Annotated in this window: 19 protein-coding genes and 1 riboswitch; of the genes, 2 read left to right on the top strand and 17 right to left on the bottom strand. The window is 61.9% G+C overall.

The window, feature by feature from the left end; genetic code table 11:
- Window positions 1–31 precede the first annotated feature (31 nt).
- From AC1RR7_RS28360 to cobO, 11 genes are read right to left on the bottom strand one after another with little or no spacing between them, the layout of a single operon-like run.
- Entirely contained in the window at window positions 32–436 is a 405-nt protein-coding gene (locus AC1RR7_RS28360; protein WP_007950413.1) for a MarR family winged helix-turn-helix transcriptional regulator, read from the bottom strand.
- Between the two features lie 56 nt (window positions 437–492).
- Window positions 493–1,224 (bottom strand): adenosylcobinamide-GDP ribazoletransferase, encoded by a 732-nt coding sequence (locus AC1RR7_RS28355; protein WP_273537258.1) that lies wholly within the window; start codon window positions 1,222–1,224, stop codon window positions 493–495.
- Between the two features lies 1 nt (window position 1,225).
- Window positions 1,226–1,801, bottom strand: a complete 576-nt coding sequence (gene cobC, locus AC1RR7_RS28350; protein WP_493158844.1) for an alpha-ribazole phosphatase family protein — start codon at window positions 1,799–1,801, stop codon at window positions 1,226–1,228.
- On the bottom strand, window positions 1,798–2,853 hold the full coding sequence (gene cobT / locus AC1RR7_RS28345; RefSeq protein WP_493158843.1) for a nicotinate-nucleotide--dimethylbenzimidazole phosphoribosyltransferase: 1,056 nt from the start codon (window positions 2,851–2,853) through the stop codon (window positions 1,798–1,800). Before cobT ends, cobC begins: the two co-directional genes overlap by 4 nt.
- A complete protein-coding gene (gene cobU, locus AC1RR7_RS28340) occupies window positions 2,850–3,371 on the bottom strand; it encodes a bifunctional adenosylcobinamide kinase/adenosylcobinamide-phosphate guanylyltransferase (RefSeq protein WP_096822997.1) in 522 nt (173 codons plus the stop codon). Before cobU ends, cobT begins: the two co-directional genes overlap by 4 nt.
- Entirely contained in the window at window positions 3,359–4,825 is a 1,467-nt protein-coding gene (locus AC1RR7_RS28335; protein WP_493158842.1) for a cobyric acid synthase, read from the bottom strand. The genes cobU and AC1RR7_RS28335 overlap by 13 nt, the downstream gene beginning before the upstream one ends.
- Complete coding sequence (gene cobD, locus AC1RR7_RS28330; protein WP_102620382.1) at window positions 4,822–5,832, bottom strand: threonine-phosphate decarboxylase CobD; 1,011 nt, start codon at window positions 5,830–5,832, stop codon at window positions 4,822–4,824. The genes AC1RR7_RS28335 and cobD overlap by 4 nt, the downstream gene beginning before the upstream one ends.
- Window positions 5,825–6,733 (bottom strand): adenosylcobinamide-phosphate synthase CbiB, encoded by a 909-nt coding sequence (gene cbiB, locus AC1RR7_RS28325; protein ID WP_096822994.1) that lies wholly within the window; start codon window positions 6,731–6,733, stop codon window positions 5,825–5,827. Before cbiB ends, cobD begins: the two co-directional genes overlap by 8 nt.
- A complete protein-coding gene (bluB, locus tag AC1RR7_RS28320; protein ID WP_096822993.1) occupies window positions 6,730–7,380 on the bottom strand; it encodes a 5,6-dimethylbenzimidazole synthase in 651 nt (216 codons plus the stop codon). The genes cbiB and bluB overlap by 4 nt, the downstream gene beginning before the upstream one ends.
- Complete coding sequence (locus AC1RR7_RS28315) at window positions 7,377–8,672, bottom strand: cobyrinic acid a,c-diamide synthase CobB (protein ID WP_493090886.1); 1,296 nt, start codon at window positions 8,670–8,672, stop codon at window positions 7,377–7,379. The genes bluB and AC1RR7_RS28315 overlap by 4 nt, the downstream gene beginning before the upstream one ends.
- Window positions 8,669–9,280, bottom strand: a complete 612-nt coding sequence (gene cobO, locus AC1RR7_RS28310; protein ID WP_007950401.1) for a cob(I)yrinic acid a,c-diamide adenosyltransferase — start codon at window positions 9,278–9,280, stop codon at window positions 8,669–8,671. The genes AC1RR7_RS28315 and cobO overlap by 4 nt, the downstream gene beginning before the upstream one ends.
- A gap of 81 nt (window positions 9,281–9,361) precedes the next feature.
- Window positions 9,362–9,587: riboswitch (cobalamin riboswitch) on the bottom strand.
- 166 nt (window positions 9,588–9,753) lie between these two features.
- Between cobO and AC1RR7_RS28305 the strand changes: the two genes are divergently transcribed.
- Window positions 9,754–10,338 carry a hypothetical protein gene (locus AC1RR7_RS28305; protein ID WP_085710581.1) on the top strand — a complete coding sequence of 195 codons (585 nt, stop codon included), beginning with the start codon at window positions 9,754–9,756 and terminating at the stop codon, window positions 10,336–10,338.
- 66 nt (window positions 10,339–10,404) lie between these two features.
- Window positions 10,405–11,718: a PQQ-dependent sugar dehydrogenase gene (locus AC1RR7_RS28300; protein WP_493158841.1), complete on the top strand. Its 1,314-nt coding sequence runs from the start codon at window positions 10,405–10,407 to the stop codon at window positions 11,716–11,718.
- 81 nt (window positions 11,719–11,799) lie between these two features.
- On the opposite strand, the gene AC1RR7_RS28295 is transcribed toward AC1RR7_RS28300, so the two are convergent.
- The 6 genes from AC1RR7_RS28295 to AC1RR7_RS28270 form a co-directional block, all read right to left on the bottom strand.
- Entirely contained in the window at window positions 11,800–12,273 is a 474-nt protein-coding gene (locus AC1RR7_RS28295) for a hypothetical protein (protein ID WP_102620376.1), read from the bottom strand.
- A gap of 215 nt (window positions 12,274–12,488) precedes the next feature.
- Complete coding sequence (locus tag AC1RR7_RS28290; protein WP_493158840.1) at window positions 12,489–13,025, bottom strand: C40 family peptidase; 537 nt, start codon at window positions 13,023–13,025, stop codon at window positions 12,489–12,491.
- Window positions 13,026–13,243: 218 nt separating this feature from the next.
- Window positions 13,244–13,861 (bottom strand): C40 family peptidase, encoded by a 618-nt coding sequence (locus AC1RR7_RS28285; RefSeq protein ID WP_096822988.1) that lies wholly within the window; start codon window positions 13,859–13,861, stop codon window positions 13,244–13,246.
- A gap of 214 nt (window positions 13,862–14,075) precedes the next feature.
- Window positions 14,076–14,780, bottom strand: coding sequence for a DnaA regulatory inactivator Hda (gene hda / locus AC1RR7_RS28280; protein WP_025111852.1), 705 nt, complete (start codon window positions 14,778–14,780; stop codon window positions 14,076–14,078).
- A 219-nt stretch (window positions 14,781–14,999) separates the two neighbouring features.
- Complete coding sequence (locus tag AC1RR7_RS28275; protein ID WP_096822987.1) at window positions 15,000–16,073, bottom strand: AI-2E family transporter; 1,074 nt, start codon at window positions 16,071–16,073, stop codon at window positions 15,000–15,002.
- 36 nt (window positions 16,074–16,109) lie between these two features.
- Window positions 16,110–17,165: a DUF2066 domain-containing protein gene (locus AC1RR7_RS28270; RefSeq protein WP_493158839.1), complete on the bottom strand. Its 1,056-nt coding sequence runs from the start codon at window positions 17,163–17,165 to the stop codon at window positions 16,110–16,112.
- Window positions 17,166–17,295 lie beyond the last annotated feature (130 nt).

The following is a 17,295-nucleotide window of genomic DNA, read 5'->3' as shown; positions in this document are numbered from 1 at the left end:
ATACCCGCTTAGATTCGGAAAAAACCGGCCCTCAGGCCAGTTCATCCAATAGCCGCAGCAAGGTTTCACGCTTCTCGGCACCCAGTCGGTCGATCAACCGCTGTTGCGCCGCTTCCCAGGCCGGCAGGGCCGCTGCCAGGCGTTGTGCGCCGGTTTCGGTGAGCCGGACGATGCGGTTGCGCATGTCTTCGCCTTCGGCCAGCGCCACGAGACCTTCGCCTTCCAGCACCCGCAGATTGCGCCCCAGGGTGCTGCGATCCAGACCCATGGCCTCGGCCAGTTCGGAAATGCTCGGTTGATCCAGACGCTGCAGGTTGCACAGCAGAGAATACTGGGCAACGTTGATCCCGAAGCCGTCGAGAGCGCCGTCGTAATGCCTGCTGACGCCACGCGCGGCGCGACGCAGGTTGGTGCACAAACACTGAGAAGGAAGCATGATGCGTGTATATACCCGCGACTGTGTTAAATCAAGTTACAGATCAAAGTTACTTATCAAAACAAGGCCAGCCCGACCAGCACTGACATCTCCAGCAATTCCAGCAGTGCGCCGGCCGTATCGCCCGTGGTTCCGCCCAGTCGCCGCACCATCAAATGCCGCAGCCAGATGAATACGACGACCGAAAGCAGCAGCGCCACGACAGCATTGAACCCGGCAATCAACACGCACGCCGCCGCACTCATCGCCAGCACCTGCCAACCCGTTTTGCGCGGCAGATGATCGGCCAGCGCCTGCCCTAACCCGCCAGCCCGCACATAGGTTGTCGTGAGGAACAGTCCGAGCAGTGCCGCCCGCCCAAGTAGCGGCACAATGATCAACGCCAGGCCTTGTTTTTGCTCGATCAACGCCAGCAACGCGGCGTACTTGAGCAGCAACACCAGCACCAGCGTCACCACCGCAATTGGCCCGCTGCGCGGATCCTTCATGATCGTCAGCGTACGCTCGCGATCACCGAAACCGCCGAGCCACGCATCGGCGCTGTCCGCCAATCCATCAAGGTGCAGCGCACCGCTGAGCAACACCCACACCGTCAGCAACAAAGCGGCATGCAACAGCAAGGGCACGCCGGCCAACGCAATGTTCAGCGCCCAGAGAATCACGCCGAACAGCAGTCCCACCAGCGGATAGAACAGCAGCGAGCGGCCGAGTTCTTCGGGTGCCGGCATGCCCGGCAGTCGAATCGGCAGACTGCTGAGAAATTGCAGGGCGATCCACAGGGGCAGCATGTCAGTGCACTTCCTTGAGCGAACCATCAGCCTCGACGATCAGCGAAAACAACGCGCCATGACCGACTTCGACATTGAGCAACTGCTCACGGGGCAACCCACGGGCGCGAGCCAGCAACAGACGCATGACGCCGCCATGACTGACCAGCAACACCCGCTCTCCCGCATGCGCCGCGTGCAAGCGCATGACCGCCGCCAGCACCCGCGCAGAAAAATCGCTGACCGGCTCCCCCTGCGGCGGGGTAAACCCATACGGATCTGCCCAAAACAGCCCAAGCGCTTCGGCATCGGTTTCCATCAACGCCGCCGCGCTCTGCCCTTCCCAGGCACCGAAATGCAGCTCTTGCAGATCCTTGTCCAGAGATACCGACAGATCCCGTTGCGCACCCAACTCTTCAGCGAATCGCGCGCAACGCTGCAACGGCGAACTGACCAGCCGATCCCACGGCCCCTGACCGATCACCGCCTCGCGCATCTGCGCCCAGCCCTTTTCGGTCAGTGCATCGTCGAGACTGCCGCGCAGGCCGCCGCCGAGCTCGGTTTCACCGTGGCGCAGCAGGTCCAGACGCGAGGTCATGCCGGGCGATCCGCCACCGCGGCTTCGGCGAAGGTCGCCATCTGGCCGTGCAGATCGCAGGCCAGACGCAGCAACGGCACCGCCAGCGCCGCGCCACTGCCCTCGCCCAGACGCAGGCCCAATTCGAGCAGCGGTTCGGCACTGAGGGTTTCCAGCACATGACGATGACCCGGTTCCGCACCGCGATGCCCGAACAGCAGCCATTCACGGCAGGCCGGATTCAGCCGCACCGCCACCAACGCCGCAACCGTGCAGATGAAACCGTCCACCAGCACCGCCACGCCTTCCTGAGCACAGGCCAGATACGCGCCGACCAAAGCCGCAATCTCGAAGCCGCCGAGATTGAACAGGGTCTGCAACGCATCACCGCGCTGCGCCGCGTGCAGCGCCAGCGCCCGCTCGATCACCTGCGCCTTGTGGCTGACGCCGTCGGCATTCAGCCCGGTGCCGGGACCGGTCAGATGAACCACCGGGCAATCGAGCAGCGCACAGGCCAGCGCACTGGCAGCCGTGGTGTTACCGATGCCCATTTCGCCACCGATGAACAGTTGCGCACCCGCCGCCTTCGCGCGCAGCACGCTGTCGCGGCCGGCCTGCAGGGCCAACTCGCCTTGGGCCGAGGTCATCGCCGGGCCCTTGGCGAAATTCGCCGTGCCCGGGCCGATATTCAAATGGCGCACGCCCGGCAGATTCAGCGACGGGGTCACGGTGCCCAGATCCACCACTTCCAGCTGCGCACTCAGTTGCCGCGCCAGCACGCTGATCGCCGCGCCGCCGCTGACGAAATTCAGCAGCATCTGTCCGGTGACTTCCTGCGGAAACGCGGAAACCCCTTCGGCTACGACGCCGTGGTCACCGGCAAAAATCGCGATCCAGACCTGATCCAGGCGCGGTTTGATCTGGCCCTGCAATCCGGCCAGTTGCACCGCCACCGATTCGAGCTGCCCGAGGGAGCCGGCGGGTTTGGTCAATTGCTGCTGACGCGCCGCCGCGTTTTCAACGGCGTCCGTATCCACCGGTTTGCACGGGTTCAGCCACCAGGCTTGGGTCATAACGCAGGTCCTTTCAGAGTCAGGGGCAGGCCGGCAACCGTCAGGACGACTCGCTGACAACGCTCGGCCAGAGCTTGATGCAGCCAACCGGCTTCATCGACGTAGCGGCGAGTCAATTCGCCCAGCGGCACGACACCCATTCCGGTCTCGTTGCTGACAAAAATGATTTCACCCGGCAGCGACGCCAGGCATTCGAGCAGGGCTTCGCGTTCGGCAGCGAGGCGCTCGGCGTCTTCGAGCATCAGCAGATTGGTCAGCCACAGGGTCAGGCAATCCACCAGCAGGCAACGTTCGGCACTGGCGGTTTCGCGCAGGACCCGGGCCAGCTCCAGCGGCTCTTCGATCAGCGCCCATTCGGCGGGACGGCGCGCGCGGTGATGAGCGACGCGTTCATTCATCTCGCCATCCAGCGGCTGACTGGTGGCGATGTACGTCACGGCCAGCGCGCTGTCAGTGGCGAGTTTTTCAGCCAGGCGACTTTTGCCGGAGCGGGCGCCGCCGAGGATCAGTTGGAGCATGGGGACATTCCACAGAGTTCACGTAACAGCCCGGTATCCAGATGCTTCTCCACCAGATCCGCCAACCGCTCGATGTCGCGTTCGCGCAGGCCGTGGTAATCCACTTCCTGCACATCGTTCAGACCGGCCCAGCGCAACAGCGCCGCACTGGCCGCCGGCGATTCGAACAGGCCATGCAGGTAGGTGCCGAAAATCTGTCCATCGAGACTTTGCGCACCATCACAGCGGCCGTCATCCAGATGCACAGCGGCGTTTTCCAGCGCAGCTCCCGTGGTCACGCCGGCATGAATTTCATAACCGCTAACCTCGGCATCTTCCAGCGCCAGACGCCCGCGCACATTGCGCAATTGCTTCTCGGCTTCGAGCTGCGTTTCAAACGCCAGCAGCCCCAGACCGGCGCTGGAGCCCGGCGCACCTTCAAGGCCCAACGGATCATGGACCTGTTCGCCGAGCATTTGCAGACCACCGCAGATCCCCAGCAGCTTGCCGCCGTAACGCAGATGTCGGCTGATGGCGGATTCCCAGCCATTGGTGCGCAGATACGCAAGGTCGCTGCGCACGCTTTTCGAGCCCGGCAGGATGATCAGATCGGCCGGCGGAATCGCTTGCCCCGGGCCGATGAATTGCAGATCCACCTGAGGATGCAGTCGCAGAGGATCGAAATCGGTGTGGTTGCTGATGCGCGGCAGCACCGGCACCACCACTTTCAAGACTTGCTCGGCCTTGTCGGTCTGGCGCTGATCGATGCCGTCCTCGGCCTCCAGATGCAGGTCCATCACGTACGGCAGCACGCCCACCACTGGTTTGCCGGTGCGCTGCTCCAGCCAGTCGAGGCCCGGTTGCAGCAAGGCGATGTCACCGCGAAAACGGTTGATGATGAAGCCTTTGACTCGCGCCTGCTCACTCGGCGACAGCAGCTCCAGCGTGCCGACCAGATGGGCAAACACGCCGCCACGGTTGATGTCGGCAATCAACAAAACCGGGCAATCCACCGCTTCGGCGAAACCCATGTTGGCGATGTCGCCGGCGCGCAGGTTGATCTCTGCCGGCGAGCCCGCGCCTTCGACCATCACCAACGGATAAGCAGTGCTCAAGCGTTCATGGGAAGCGAGCACGGCCTGCATGGCGATGGCTTTGTAGTCGTGATAGGCGACAGCGTTCATGCTGGTGACCGCGCGACCGTGGATGATGACCTGGGCGCCGGTGTCGCTGTTGGGCTTGAGCAGCACCGGGTTCATGTCGGTATGCGGCTCAAGGTGAGCCGCTTGCGCCTGCACCGCTTGTGCCCGGCCGATCTCGCCGCCGTCAGCAGTCACCGCGCTGTTGAGCGCCATGTTCTGCGGTTTGAATGGCACCACGGCAACGCCCTGGCGGGTTGCCCAGCGGCACAGCGCCGTCACCAGCGTGCTTTTGCCGGCGTCGGAGGTGGTGCCCTGCACCATTAATGTGGTCATGCTGGTTGGTTTTCCATAGAGCGGTCCAGGGCAAAGGCTTGCAGGGCTTGCTCAAGGCGCACTTCATCGGCGGCGTTGGCGGGCAGGCCGAAACGCAGGCTGCTGTTGTGCGCGAAGAGGCGCAGGAGAATGCCGCGGCGGGCCATGAACTCGTGCAGCGCGGCGGCGTGTTCGGTGATCAGCCACTGAAACAGCGCGCAACCACCCTGAGGCTTGAAGCCGTAGCGTTCGAGCAGCGCAGCCAGCCGTTCACTGACCTCGTCACTGCGGATCCGCTGGCGGGTATGACCTTCGGTGTCTTGCAGGCAGGCTTGACCCAACACGCGGGTCGGCCCGCTGACGGCCCAGGGTCCGACCTGCTCGGCCAGCAACCGGAGCAACTTGCGCTCGGCCAGCACAAACCCAAGTCGCACACCGGCCAGGCCGAAAAACTTGCCGAACGAACGCAACACGATCAGTCCGACCTGATGCGCATGCGGAGCCAGGCTCAACTGCGGCGTGTTGTCCATGAACGCTTCGTCGACCACCAGCCAGCCACCGCGCTGGGCCAGCCGCGCATGCCAGTCGAGCAAGCGCGCCGGGGTCAGGCTCAGGCCCGTGGGATTGTTCGGATTGACCACCACCAGCACGTCGAGGCTGTCGAGGAAGAAATCGACTTCCTGCTCCAGCACCTCGCGCACGATGTAACCACTGCGCCGCCAGGCTTCGGCATGCTCGGCATAACACGGCGACAACACGCCGACCTTGCCGGCCCGGCGCAAACGCGGCAGCAACTGAATGGCCATCTGCGAACCGGCCACCGGCAGCACTTGCGCGGCACCGTAGTAGTCGCACGCCGCCTGCTCCAGACCGTCATCGGTTTCCGGCAGGCGCGCCCAGGCCCGCAGCGGGATGTCCGGGACCGGGAACGGCCATGGCGCGAGGCCAGTGGACAAGTCGAGCCAGTCTTCTTCAGCGATGCCGTATTCGAGCGCCGCCCTGCGCAGCCGGCCACCGTGCTCAAGCATAGAATTCAGCCCCCACGCAGAGAATCAGCAGCCATAACCATACCCCGCGCTGGACCAATTGCCAGCCGCGATCGATGGAATCTGCATCCGCCGGCAAGCCCTCGCCCAGTTGCGGACGCTCGTGCAGCTCGCCGTGGTAAATCGCCGGCCCGCCCAACTCGACGCCCAGCGCACCCGCGCCGGCAGCCATCACTGGACCTGCGTTCGGGCTGTCCCATTTCGGCGCCTGGGTGCGCCAGCATTTCAGCGCCAGTCGGGTCTTGCCCAGCAGCGCGTAGGTCAACGCCACCAGCCGCGCAGGAATGTAGTTGAGGACGTCGTCGATCTTCGCCGCCGCCCAGCCGAAACGCTCGAAGCGTTCGTTGCGATAGCCCCACATCGCGTCGAGCGTATTGCTCAGACGATAGAGCACCACGCCCGGCGCACCGGCCACGGCAAACCAGAACAGTGCGGCGAACACTGCATCGCTGCCGTTCTCCAGCACCGATTCAGTGGCGGCGCGGGCGACAGCGGTGCTGTCCAGTTCACTGGTCTGACGGCTGACCAGATAACCCACGCGTTTGCGCGCTTCTTCCAGATCATCGCTGCGCAGGGCCTTGGCCACCGGCTCGACGTGCTCGCCGAGACTGCGCATGCCGAGGGCGCAATACAGCGCGAGAATCTCGACCACCCAGCCCACATACGGCGCCCAGGACAATGCCGTGGCCAGCAGGGTCAGCGGCAGCACCGCGATCACCCACGCGGTGACGCCATGGCTGCGCCAGCCGCGACCGCCGCTATTGAATCGTTGCTCGATGCGTCCAGCGAAATTGCCGAACGCCACCAGCGGATGCCAGCGTTTCGGTTCACCCAGCAGCGCATCCAGCGCGACCGCGGCGACACTCAACAACGCCACACTCATTGACTCACTCCCCAGAAGTTTTCATACAGCAGCTCATTGAGCGGACGCGCCTGCGCCCACCCTTCGAGTACCAGCATCGGCGCCGGATAGAATTCCTTGACCGGGCCCAGACAAAGAACCGCCAGCGGCTTGGCCCCGGCCGGCAGTTTCAGCAGATCGGCCAGCGCCTGCGGTTCGAACAGCGACACCCAGCCCATGCCCAAGCCTTCGGCACGCGCCGCCAGCCACAGGTTCTGGATCGCGCAGGACAATGAGGCCATGTCCATTTCCGGCAGCGTGCGACGGCCGAAAATGTGTCGCTCGCGATCGTCCATCAAGGCTGCGACCAACACTTCCGCACAGTCATTGATGCCTTCGACCTTGAGCTTCATGAACTCGTCGCTGCGCTCGCCGAGGGCTTCGGCGGTGCGTACTCGTTCTTCCTCTACAAGATCCTGGATCTGGCCACGCAAAGCGCGGTCGCTGATACGGATGAAGCGCCACGGCTGCATCAGGCCAACGCTCGGCGCCTGATGTGCGGCTTCAAGCAATCGGCGCAGCAATTCAGGCTCGACCGTGCCGCCGCTGAAGTGGCGCATGTCGCGGCGTTCGGCGATGGCGCGGTAGACCGCTTCGCGCTCGGTTTCAGTGAATGCGTTGTCGGTCATGGCACCAACAGTGCGGCAATCGCCGACGGATTCGACGGGAAGTAAAAGTGCACGTACGAGGCGGTCATCCGCCCTTCCCGGTACACCGCTTCGGCACCGCGCCCGCCATTGGGGCTGTGGCCACGGGCAATGGGTGTCAGTTCGGTGGTGGTCAGGGAATGGTGATAGGTGTGGCCGCGCAACAGGCCTTCCGGCATGTCGACCTCTTGCAAGGCCAGCGCGGCCAGACGTTTCTGCATCACGGCATCGCCACTCAGCAGGCCGACCAAATCAGCGCGGGTGCCTTCGACATCGGTCAACGAATCCAGCAGATAGAGCATGCCGCCACATTCGGCGAGCAGCGGTTTGCCGGCGGCGTGATGCGCACGGATCGCTTTGAGCATGTCGGTGTTCTGCGACAAGGCCACGTGATGCAATTCCGGATAACCGCCAGGCAGGTACAAGCTGTCGGCCTCGGGCAATTGCGTATCGCGGATCGGCGAGAAGAAACTCAACTCCGCGCCCATCGCCCGCAACAGATCGAGACTGGCGCCATAGGTGAAGGCAAACGCCTCGTCACGGGCGACGGCAATCCGCACGCCGTCGAGCAGTCTTTCGGTCTTCACGATTTCCGGTGCGGCGAATTCGACGGCCGGTGGCAGCGCTACCTCGCAGGTGCTGGCCAGCGCTTCGGCGGCGGCGTCGAGGCGCACATCGAGGTCATTGAGTTCGCTGGCCTGCACCAGACCGAGATGGCGACTTGGCAGTTCGATCCCGGTTTCCCGGGACAACGCGCCGTACCAGCGCAGACCTTCAGTGAGGCTGCCTTCGAGCAATTGCGCATGGCGCACGGTGCCGACGCGGTTGGCCAGCACGCCGGCGAACGGCAGGTCCGGCTGATAGCGCGCCAGACCCAGCGCCAGCGCGCCGAACGTCTGGGCCATGGCCGTGCCGTCGATCACGCCGAGTACCGGCACGCCGAAATGCCGCGCCAGGTCGGCGCTCGACGGTGTGCCGTCGAACAAGCCCATCACGCCTTCGATCAGGATCAGATCGGCTTCAGCGGCGGCCTCCCACAACAGACGTCGACTTTCCTGCTCGCCGACCATCCACATGTCCAGTTGATAGACCGGCGCACCGCTGGCGCGCTCGAGGATCATCGGGTCGAGAAAGTCCGGGCCGCATTTGAATACGCGAACCTTGCGCCCCTGATTGCGGTGCAGACGGGCCAGCGCGGCGGTGACGGTGGTCTTGCCCTGGCCGGAGGCCGGCGCGGCGATCAATACCGCCGGGCAGTGACGTGGTTGATTCAAAGTTCGACGCCTTTCTGCGCTTTGATACCGGCCTGGAAGGCGTGTTTGATCATGCCCATTTCGGTGACGGTGTCGCCCATCTCGATCATTTCCGGCTTGGCAGCGCGGCCGGTGACGATCACATGCTGCATCGGCGGACGGGCCTGCAGATCGCTGAGCACCTGATCCAGATCGAGGTAACCGTGCTTGAGAGCGATGTTCAGCTCATCGAGCACCACCAGACCGATCGACGGATCACGCAGCAGTTCGCGGGACACTTCCCATGCAGCTTCGGCAGCGGCGATGTCGCGCTGGCGATCCTGGGTTTCCCAGGTGAAACCTTCGCCCATCACATGAAAACGTACCTGCTCGGGGAAGCGGCGGAAGAACAGCTCTTCCCCGGTGCTGTTACGGCCCTTGATGAACTGCACCACGCCGCACTGCATGCCGTGACCCATGGCGCGGGCGAGCATGCCGAACGCCGAGCTGCTTTTGCCTTTGCCATTGCCGGTCAGCACCAGCACCAGGCCGCATTCGTCTGGCGAATTGGCGATGCGCTCGTCGATCACGGCTTTTTTGCGCTGCATGCGCGCCAGGTGGCGCTCGTCGCGTTCGGGGGAATCAGTCATGGGGGAGCTCTCCGTTGAGGCTGGATAACGGCGGGCAGGCACAAGAATAGACGGCAACAAGCCTGGCATCGCCCACCGTGATGCCGCTGGATGGATCAGGCCGGTCTCCGGGCTCATGAGCGGCCTTGGCCTGGCTGCGCGCCTTCCCGCTTTGCAGCAGTGGCATCGGACGCAGCTTTTACTCATTTACCGTTGCGGGGGCAGCGCCGGGATCGTGATGGTTCTTCGCTTGAAGACAATCCTCACCGGCTTCCCTGTTTCACTCTGTCGACAGCGGTCACAGAGCACCTGAAACAAGCCGCGAAGGTTAGAGGGTTGGGGGTGGAGCGTCAAATGAAGAGGCCCCCTGAAAGCGAATAACTGCCGTCGATCAATTATCTGACGCCAATCTTGTGCCACACTGCCAGCAGTGATATCAAAGAGCCATGCTTTTTGAATGCAGAGAGCACATCACAATAACAAGGGAGAGCACCATGCAAGGCATGATCATCAGCAATCCGCGGCTGGAATTCCTGCGCCCGGTGCTGGAACGCTGGTTTGACTGTATCGACCGCTACAACGCCGTGCGCGGCGACAACGACACGCCGTACTGGCATGACGAAAAAGCCAACCTCGGCCTGTTGTCCGCCGCCGCGTGGATGGCCGAACTCGTCACCCTGCGCGACACCGCCACCCGCAAGCAGAACGAGGAAGGCGAGCGCAATGCCCGCGCCGACCTGTTCCTGGCCGGCGCCGAAGATCGCGCCTACATCCAGGCGACGCAACGCTGGCCGCGCGTCAACAGCCTGAATCTGACCCAGGCCCTGGCCGATATCACCAGCGACGCCAAGCGCATCAGCTACGCCAGCGATCTCAAGCTCGGCTGCCTGTTCGTCGCCCCACAGAAAGCCCAGCACAGCGCCAGCCCCGAGGAACTGCAGGACATGGTCGACGACCTGCAAAAGGAACACACCTGCGCCGTCGCCTGGTATTTCCCCTACGCCTATCGCAAATTGCGCAGCGAGGCCGGCAACTACCACCCCGGCATTGCCGTACTGTTCAAGGAGGCACGCGGCTGAGCGGTTGAACCATCGGGCTTGTGTACTTATCTATGATTAGGAATGCATTCATAGGGAAGATCAGTAATGCGCAAGCCCCACCTCGTTTTCGTCATCGCACTCGCCGGAGGGCTCACCGCCTGTGGTGAATCCTCCAGCCTGCAAGTCTCGGACGGCACCGGCCCGTCTCCCAAACTGCCCGAACCGAACAAGACCCTGATCCCGACGGTGAACATCGCCCCGGCGATCGGCTGGCCGGCGGGTGCGAAACCGACGCCAGCGGCAGGCACTCAGGTGGCGGCGTTTGCCGAGAATCTCGATCACCCGCGCTGGCTCTACGTGCTGCCGAACGGCGATGTGCTGGTGGCGGAAACCAATGCCCCGCCGAAACCGGACGATGGCAACGGGATACGTGGCTGGGTGACGAAGAAAATCATGGGCCGCGCCGGCGCCGGGGTTCCCAGCCCGAATCGCATCACCCTGTTGCGCGACGCTGATCACGATGGCGTGGCCGAAACCCGCACGGTATTTCTACAAAATCTGAATTCTCCGTTCGGTATGACCCTGGTCGGCAACGATCTGTACGTCGCCGACACCGACCGCTTGCTGCGCTTTCACTACGAACCCGGCGCAACCGAGATCAAGAACCAGCCGATCAAGGTCGTGGATCTGCCGGGCGGCCCGCTCAACCATCACTGGACCAAGAACGTCATCGCCAGCAAGGACGGCAGCAAGCTGTACGTCACAGTCGGCTCGAACAGTAACGTCGGCGAAAACGGCCTGGATCAGGAAGAAGGCCGCGCGGCAATCTGGGAAGTGGACCGTGCGACCGGCAATCACCGGATCTTCGCCTCGGGCATCCGCAATCCCAACGGTCTGGCCTGGGAACCCAAAAGCGGCGCGCTGTGGACAGCAGTGAACGAACGGGACGAGATCGGCAGCGACCTGGTGCCGGACTACATCACCTCGGTCAAGGACGGCGGGTTTTATGGCTGGCCATTCAGCTATTACGGCCAGCATGTCGATGTCCGCGTCGAACCACAACAGCCAGAGATGGTGGCCAAGGCTATCGCTCCCGACTACGCCGTCGGGCCGCATACCGCCTCACTGGGGCTGGCGTTCGCCGAGGGCAACGCGTTGCCAGCACAATTCAAGGAGGGCGCGTTCATCGGCCAGCATGGCTCGTGGAATCGCAAGCCGCACAGTGGCTACAAGGTAATCTTCGTCCCGTTTGCCGCAGGCAAACCGAACGGAACGCCAGTGGACGTGCTGACCGGCTTCCTCGACAAGGACGAGAACGCTTTGGGGCGCCCGGTCGGCGTGGTGATCGACCAACAAGGTGGATTGCTGGTGGCGGATGATGTGGGGAACAAGGTGTGGCGAGTTTCGGCGGCAAAGTGAGCCAGAAACCTCATGCCCACGATAGCGAGATCCGCACTTCGCTATCGCGGGCATGCCCAACCAAAGACGCCGCGCAATTGATCAGTGGCGAAGAACCGAATGCTTCAGTTTGCGCATCGCTACTTCAAAAAATACACCCACAAGCACCGACATCAATGCAGCCATTTCCTGATCGGGAATCCGCTCGATAAAACTGATAAAACGCGATCCCACTGACCACGCAAATAGAATTCCACCCCAAAGATAAAATACATTGCCCACGGTGCCACCGATGACGTCAAAAACACGCGCTGCCCGCACGGCTTCGGCCCTAGGCATTTCATGGATGTTGAAGTAGATATACGCCAACGTTGTTGCAACCACGCAGAGCACTAGCTTCCAGATAGATTTATGAGCTGAAACCAGTGAATTCAAAGGTGTAACCGCCCAACCGGGAACTTCGGTCGAGGCATCTGCCCAACCCATTTTAAGCAAGCAAAAAACAACTAGAATCAACGCTGGCACTATGGCAAATGTCAGCACTCTGAGCTTCCACTTCCTAAAAATGAACTTCATGATCTTCCTAGAGCAATCAATAGAACTCGTGCGACGCACGAGAGCGAAACTACAAAGCTTTTACTGAACGAAACAGATATGAGCGCTCTCGGCGCAGTCACGACAACAGTCGGCCATGACGGTAATTCGCCACGGAGTTGTGGTTTACAAATCGTCGCATTCTTTACCCCATCGAACGATGGACATAACAGAATGGAAAGAGAGTAGTTTGCTGACTACGGGTTATGCGCCAGATGCTCCGGCTGCAGAACACGCTTGGCACTCAGGTAGGCCTTCTGCCAATACGCTTTCGACAGGCTGTCCAGCTTCACCGTGCCGCCGGTGGCCGGTGCGTGAACGAAGCGCCCTTCCCCGACGTAAATCCCCGCATGGCTGACCTGAGAGCCGCCATTGGTGGCGAAGAAGATCAGGTCGCCGGTCTGCAACCCTTCCTTGCCGACATTCGGCGCCTGCATGACGATCAACTCGCGCGTCGAGCGCGGCAGGCTGATGCCGGCGGCATCGCGGTAGACAAAACCGATCAGGCCGCTGCAATCGAAGCCCGAGTCCGGCGTGTTGCCACCCCAGCGATAAGGCGTGCCCACCAGCCCGAGCGCGCGGAACAGCACGTCTTCGGCAACGGGAGAAAAGGCCTGGGAGGATCCGAACACAATCGGCGCGCGAACCACGGGGGCTGGCGGCGGAGTGCGACTGGCGCAAGCGCTGAGCAGCGCTGCGAAGAACATCAGGGCGAGGCGGGCCGGCATCGTCATAAGCAGAACATCCTGATCTGGCTGCGGCTTTTACTGCCGATTCGACAGAAAACAAAACCGCCTGCGTTGGGACGCAGGCGGTTTGCCATCAATATAGATCAGGATTCTAGCGGCTACGCGGCAAACTTCAAGTAAGACTTTAACTTCACCTTGTAAAGTTTAAGTCTATTGCCCCTGAAGGACCCCTTGTCGCCACGAGAGTGGCGACAAAGGCGTAATTACTTGCGAGCGGTAACCACGGTTGGAGCGTTCGCCAAAGCGCGTTTGGCTTCGATGAAGGTCTTGCTCCAGTAGCTGTCACCCAGGCTGTCGATGCGGACACCGCCACTGCGACGACTGCTGGAGTGAATGAACTGGTTGTCGCCCAGGTAGATCCCGGCGTGACTTACACGACCGCGACGACCATTGGTGGCGAAGAACAGCAGGTCGCCCGGCTCAAGGTTGCTGCGCGATACCAGCGGAGCATCCACGTTGATCATTTCGCGGGTGGAGCGCGGCAGGTTCATGCCGGCCTCTTCGCGGAACAGATAGCCGATGAAACCGCTGCAATCGAACCCGGCTTCAGAGGTACCGCCGAAACGGTAACGGGTACCGATCAGGGACATGCCGCGTTCAAGAATACTGTCTGCCAGAACCGGAAGCTGATAAGGCTTCTTGCCGTTGAAAGCGGCGAGTTCTTTCTCGGTGTCCAGCTCTTCCTGATAAATAACGGAAGACTGGGCGGTGGCAGAATTTTTAGCCTGTTGCTGCTCTTGATTAACAGGTGAATGAGCAGCGCAACCGAACAACAGGGTGACGAGTGCGAGAGGCACGAGGGGTGCGAAGCGCTTTAGCATGGGCACGACCGTGGCTGATAGTTGTAAAGAAGCCGAGACTATGCCCGCTATCAGCCTCATTTGCAAATTCAATCGATCTTTTTGTGACTTCTCGGTTTCTCGTTTACATCTAAGCGCTTAAGCCCATTTGAATCGAGACGCGGCCTGCGCAGTGCACAGGAAAGCGGATTTTCTGGCGCCTGAAATATGCCGAAACCCGCTGAAAGCCCCGGTTTTACCAGCCCAGGGTTTCTTTCAGGAAGGGAATGGTCAGCTTGCGCTGAGCCTGCAAAGAGGCCTGATCGAGCTGCTCGAGCAGGTCAAAAAGCGCGCTCATGCTGCGGGTCCCGCGAGTCAAAATAAAATGTCCCACTTCATCGGTCAGATGCAGACCGCGACGGGATGCACGCAATTGCAGGGCACGCAATTTGTCTTCATCGGAGAGAGGACGCATCTGGAAAATCAGCGCCAGGGTCAGGCGCGATTTCAAGTCCGCCAGTTTTACCGGCAATTCACGTGGCGAGGTTGAAGCGGCGATCAACAAGCGGCGACCGCTGTCGCGCAGACGGTTGAACAGGTGAAACATCGCCTCTTCCCAGTCGGGCTTGCCAGCGATCACCTGCAAGTCGTCCAGACAGACCAGTTCGTACTGTTCGAGGTTGTCGAGGATTTCGATGCCGCGATCCATCAACTCGGCCAGCGGCAGGTACACCGCCGGCTCGCCCATCTGTTCGAAACGCAGGCACGCGGCCTGCAACAGATGCGTACGCCCTACCCCGTGCTTGCCCCACAGATAGATGAGGCTTTCGGTCCAGCCGGCGTCGGCTTCGCATAGACGCTCGACATAGCCGAGTGCAGCGGCATTGGCGCCTGGGTAGTAGTTGATGAAGGTGGCGTCGTCACGCAGACGCACACCTAGGGGCAGCTGAATCGGTTTCATGCTGACTGAACAGTTCCCAAGGAACCGTTAGTGGCCTCTGTGTAAAGTGTGCGAAGTTTATACCCGTGAAGCGGAGCGCACAATGCGACAGACCCCAAGCAAAATCAAAGGTTTGCGTTAACACGCTGGTTTTATGACAGTTTCTTTGGCGCACGAGTGCCAGCATTGCCTGCATGAGACGGGCCAACCCGGCAATACACCGGGCGACCCTCCCTCGCCTTACAGCTTCGGATCATCCACTCCGCTATAAATGTCGGAGTCTTTGTACAAGTCATGGACGTGACGCACCAACACCATGATAACCGCCGCCACCGGCAACGCCAGCAGCACACCGGTGAAACCGAACAACTCGCCGCCGGCCAGGATCGCAAAGATCACCGCCACCGGATGCAAACCGATTCGATCACCCACCAGCAATGGGGTCAGCACCATGCCTTCCAGCGCCTGACCGACCATGAACACCGCCACGATCCCGATCATCGGATACAGATCACCACCGAACTGGAACAGCCCGGCAATCAACGCCGCACCGATCCCGATCACAAACCCCATATAAGGCACGATGGCCGCCAGACCGGCAATCAGGCCGATCAAAAGGCCCAGCTCCAGACCGACAATCATCAGGCCCGCCGCATAGATCACGCCCAACGCCAGCATCACCAGCAACTGGCCGCGCACGAAAGCGCCAAGCACCTCGTGACACTCGCCGGCCAGAGCCACCACACGTTCTTCGCGGTCACGCGGCAACAGGCTGCGGATCTTGGCCATCATCACGTCCCAGTCGCGCAGCAAGTAGAAACTCACCACCGGGATCAGCACCAGATTCGCCAACCAGCCGATCAGCGCCAGACTTGAGGCCGTGGCCTGACTCAGCACCACACCGACGATGTCGGTGGTCTGGCCCATGTGTTCGGTGATCGCCGCCTTGACCTTGTCGAATTTCCAGAAGCCCTCCGACAGCCCCAGCTTCGACTGCGCCCACGGCAGCGCTGTGTGCTGCAGCCAGTCGAGCATCTGCGGTGCCAGCTCATACAGTCGCAGTAACTGCTTGGCGAGCATCGGCACCAGCACCAGCAGCAACGTGGTGACGATCAGGGTGAACAAGGCGAACACCGCAATCACGCCCCAGGTACGGGACAAGCCAAGTCGCTCAAGACGATCCACCAAAGGGTCGAACAGATAAGCGAGCAACAGCGCCACCAGAAACGGCGTGAGGATCGGATGCAGCAACCAGACAAACGCGCAAAGCAGGAGCACCCCACCGAGCCAGAACCAACGCCGCGTATCGGCCATGTAACACTCCATTGCTTCTATATATGAAAGAAAAACCTACCAGCGAAACCGCAACGACGGCGCCGCAGGTATCGGTGCCGGCGCAACGACAGGCGCACCACCCGGCACTGCGGGTTGCGGAGCCACCGGAGCCGGTGCCTCGGCCGGCATTTCCTGCAACTTCGCCAGCGACAACTGCGCCCGCAACTGATCGGCACTGCCGTTCACCCGATACACAATGCGATCGGCATCGACACTCTGCAGACGCACACCAAAGGGTTCGAGCATCCGCAGCAACGTCGCGTAATGCTCCAGATTCATGCCTTGCACTTCCAGAGTCTGCTGACCCGAAGCGCCCGGCTTGGCGACAAAACGAGGCGCCAGGCGCTCGGCGACCGCCAGCATCACAGCATCGGCGACAGCGGCCTGATCAGCCCCTTGCACGCTGCCCGCTTCCTTTTGATCGCCCAGCCACAAATGCCATTTGGCTTGCCACTGACCGCCTTCTTCGCGGGCATGCACGGCGAGCAAGGCGTCAGCGTTGTAGCGTTCCGAGGCGGCATGCAACGGCGCGGGATCGGTGCCTTCGAGCGTCGGCGCGGTCGCGACCAATTGCTCGCTCAAATCCGCCAGTGGCAAGCGCAGCGGCAACCCTCGGTGCTGGGCGGCACGCCGCAATGGCGCGGCACTGGCCTGACCGTCGCCCACCAGGCTCGAGCCTTCGGCGGAGTCGTTCAGCCACCAGCTCAGGATCGACGGCCGGCTGGCACCCCACAGCGCCAGCCCGGCACGGCGCAATGCCTGCTCGGTGGTGGCCGGGTCGAAATCAACTTTCAATACCTCCGGCGGCCCGGCATCGAAGCCGAACTGACTGATGATCTGCTGCGGGTCCTTGCGAATCGGCGCCAGCCCGGGGTTCTGCGGCGCCTTCGGGTCGCCGGTGAGACGCAGCACCAGTGTGTCGAGCGCGGATTGAGTGGCGCGATCACGCTCCTCCGGTGACTGGCCGTTGACCGGTTCGCGCACCTGATAAAGCCCTTTGACGTTTTCGGCCTGGCTCGCCAGGCTGACCAGAGACAAGCAACCCACTAACAGCAATTTACACAAACGCATGGAGAATTCCCGTCGACAAGAGCGGCTGGAACAGGCCGCGTGAACCGGATTGAGCAAGCCTGTGACCACTGGCCGTTGCAAAACATTCACACGCTGGCGATAAGTTTTTGCACAGCCCTAACGATAGACG

The sequence above is a fragment of the Pseudomonas sp. GW821-FHT11G12 genome, from assembly GCF_058808055.1.
This window is presented reverse-complemented; position numbering and strand designations above follow the sequence as displayed.

Bases quoted from the DNA above. Each gene is read 5' to 3' on its own strand.
- AC1RR7_RS28335 (WP_493158842.1), bottom strand. From the start codon at position 4,825: ATGACCACATTAATGGTGCAGGGCACCACCTCCGACGCCGGCAAAAGC.
- cobU (WP_096822997.1), bottom strand. From the start codon at position 3,371: ATGCTCCAACTGATCCTCGGCGGCGCCCGCTCCGGCAAAAGTCGCCTG.
- AC1RR7_RS28355 (WP_273537258.1), bottom strand. From the start codon at position 1,224: ATGCTGCCCCTGTGGATCGCCCTGCAATTTCTCAGCAGTCTGCCGATT.
- cobO (WP_007950401.1), bottom strand. From the start codon at position 9,280: ATGACTGATTCCCCCGAACGCGACGAGCGCCACCTGGCGCGCATGCAG.
- AC1RR7_RS28270 (WP_493158839.1), bottom strand. From the start codon at position 17,165: ATGCGTTTGTGTAAATTGCTGTTAGTGGGTTGCTTGTCTCTGGTCAGC.
- hda (WP_025111852.1), bottom strand. From the start codon at position 14,780: ATGAAACCGATTCAGCTGCCCCTAGGTGTGCGTCTGCGTGACGACGCC.
- AC1RR7_RS28275 (WP_096822987.1), bottom strand. From the start codon at position 16,073: ATGGCCGATACGCGGCGTTGGTTCTGGCTCGGTGGGGTGCTCCTGCTT.
- cobD (WP_102620382.1), bottom strand. From the start codon at position 5,832: ATGCTTGAGCACGGTGGCCGGCTGCGCAGGGCGGCGCTCGAATACGGC.
- AC1RR7_RS28300 (WP_493158841.1), top strand. From the start codon at position 10,405: ATGCGCAAGCCCCACCTCGTTTTCGTCATCGCACTCGCCGGAGGGCTC.
- cobT (WP_493158843.1), bottom strand. From the start codon at position 2,853: ATGACCCAAGCCTGGTGGCTGAACCCGTGCAAACCGGTGGATACGGAC.
- AC1RR7_RS28290 (WP_493158840.1), bottom strand. From the start codon at position 13,025: ATGACGATGCCGGCCCGCCTCGCCCTGATGTTCTTCGCAGCGCTGCTC.
- AC1RR7_RS28360 (WP_007950413.1), bottom strand. From the start codon at position 436: ATGCTTCCTTCTCAGTGTTTGTGCACCAACCTGCGTCGCGCCGCGCGT.
- AC1RR7_RS28295 (WP_102620376.1), bottom strand. From the start codon at position 12,273: ATGAAGTTCATTTTTAGGAAGTGGAAGCTCAGAGTGCTGACATTTGCC.
- bluB (WP_096822993.1), bottom strand. From the start codon at position 7,380: ATGACCGACAACGCATTCACTGAAACCGAGCGCGAAGCGGTCTACCGC.
- cobC (WP_493158844.1), bottom strand. From the start codon at position 1,801: ATGACCTCGCGTCTGGACCTGCTGCGCCACGGTGAAACCGAGCTCGGC.
- cbiB (WP_096822994.1), bottom strand. From the start codon at position 6,733: ATGAGTGTGGCGTTGTTGAGTGTCGCCGCGGTCGCGCTGGATGCGCTG.
- AC1RR7_RS28305 (WP_085710581.1), top strand. From the start codon at position 9,754: ATGCAAGGCATGATCATCAGCAATCCGCGGCTGGAATTCCTGCGCCCG.
- AC1RR7_RS28285 (WP_096822988.1), bottom strand. From the start codon at position 13,861: ATGCTAAAGCGCTTCGCACCCCTCGTGCCTCTCGCACTCGTCACCCTG.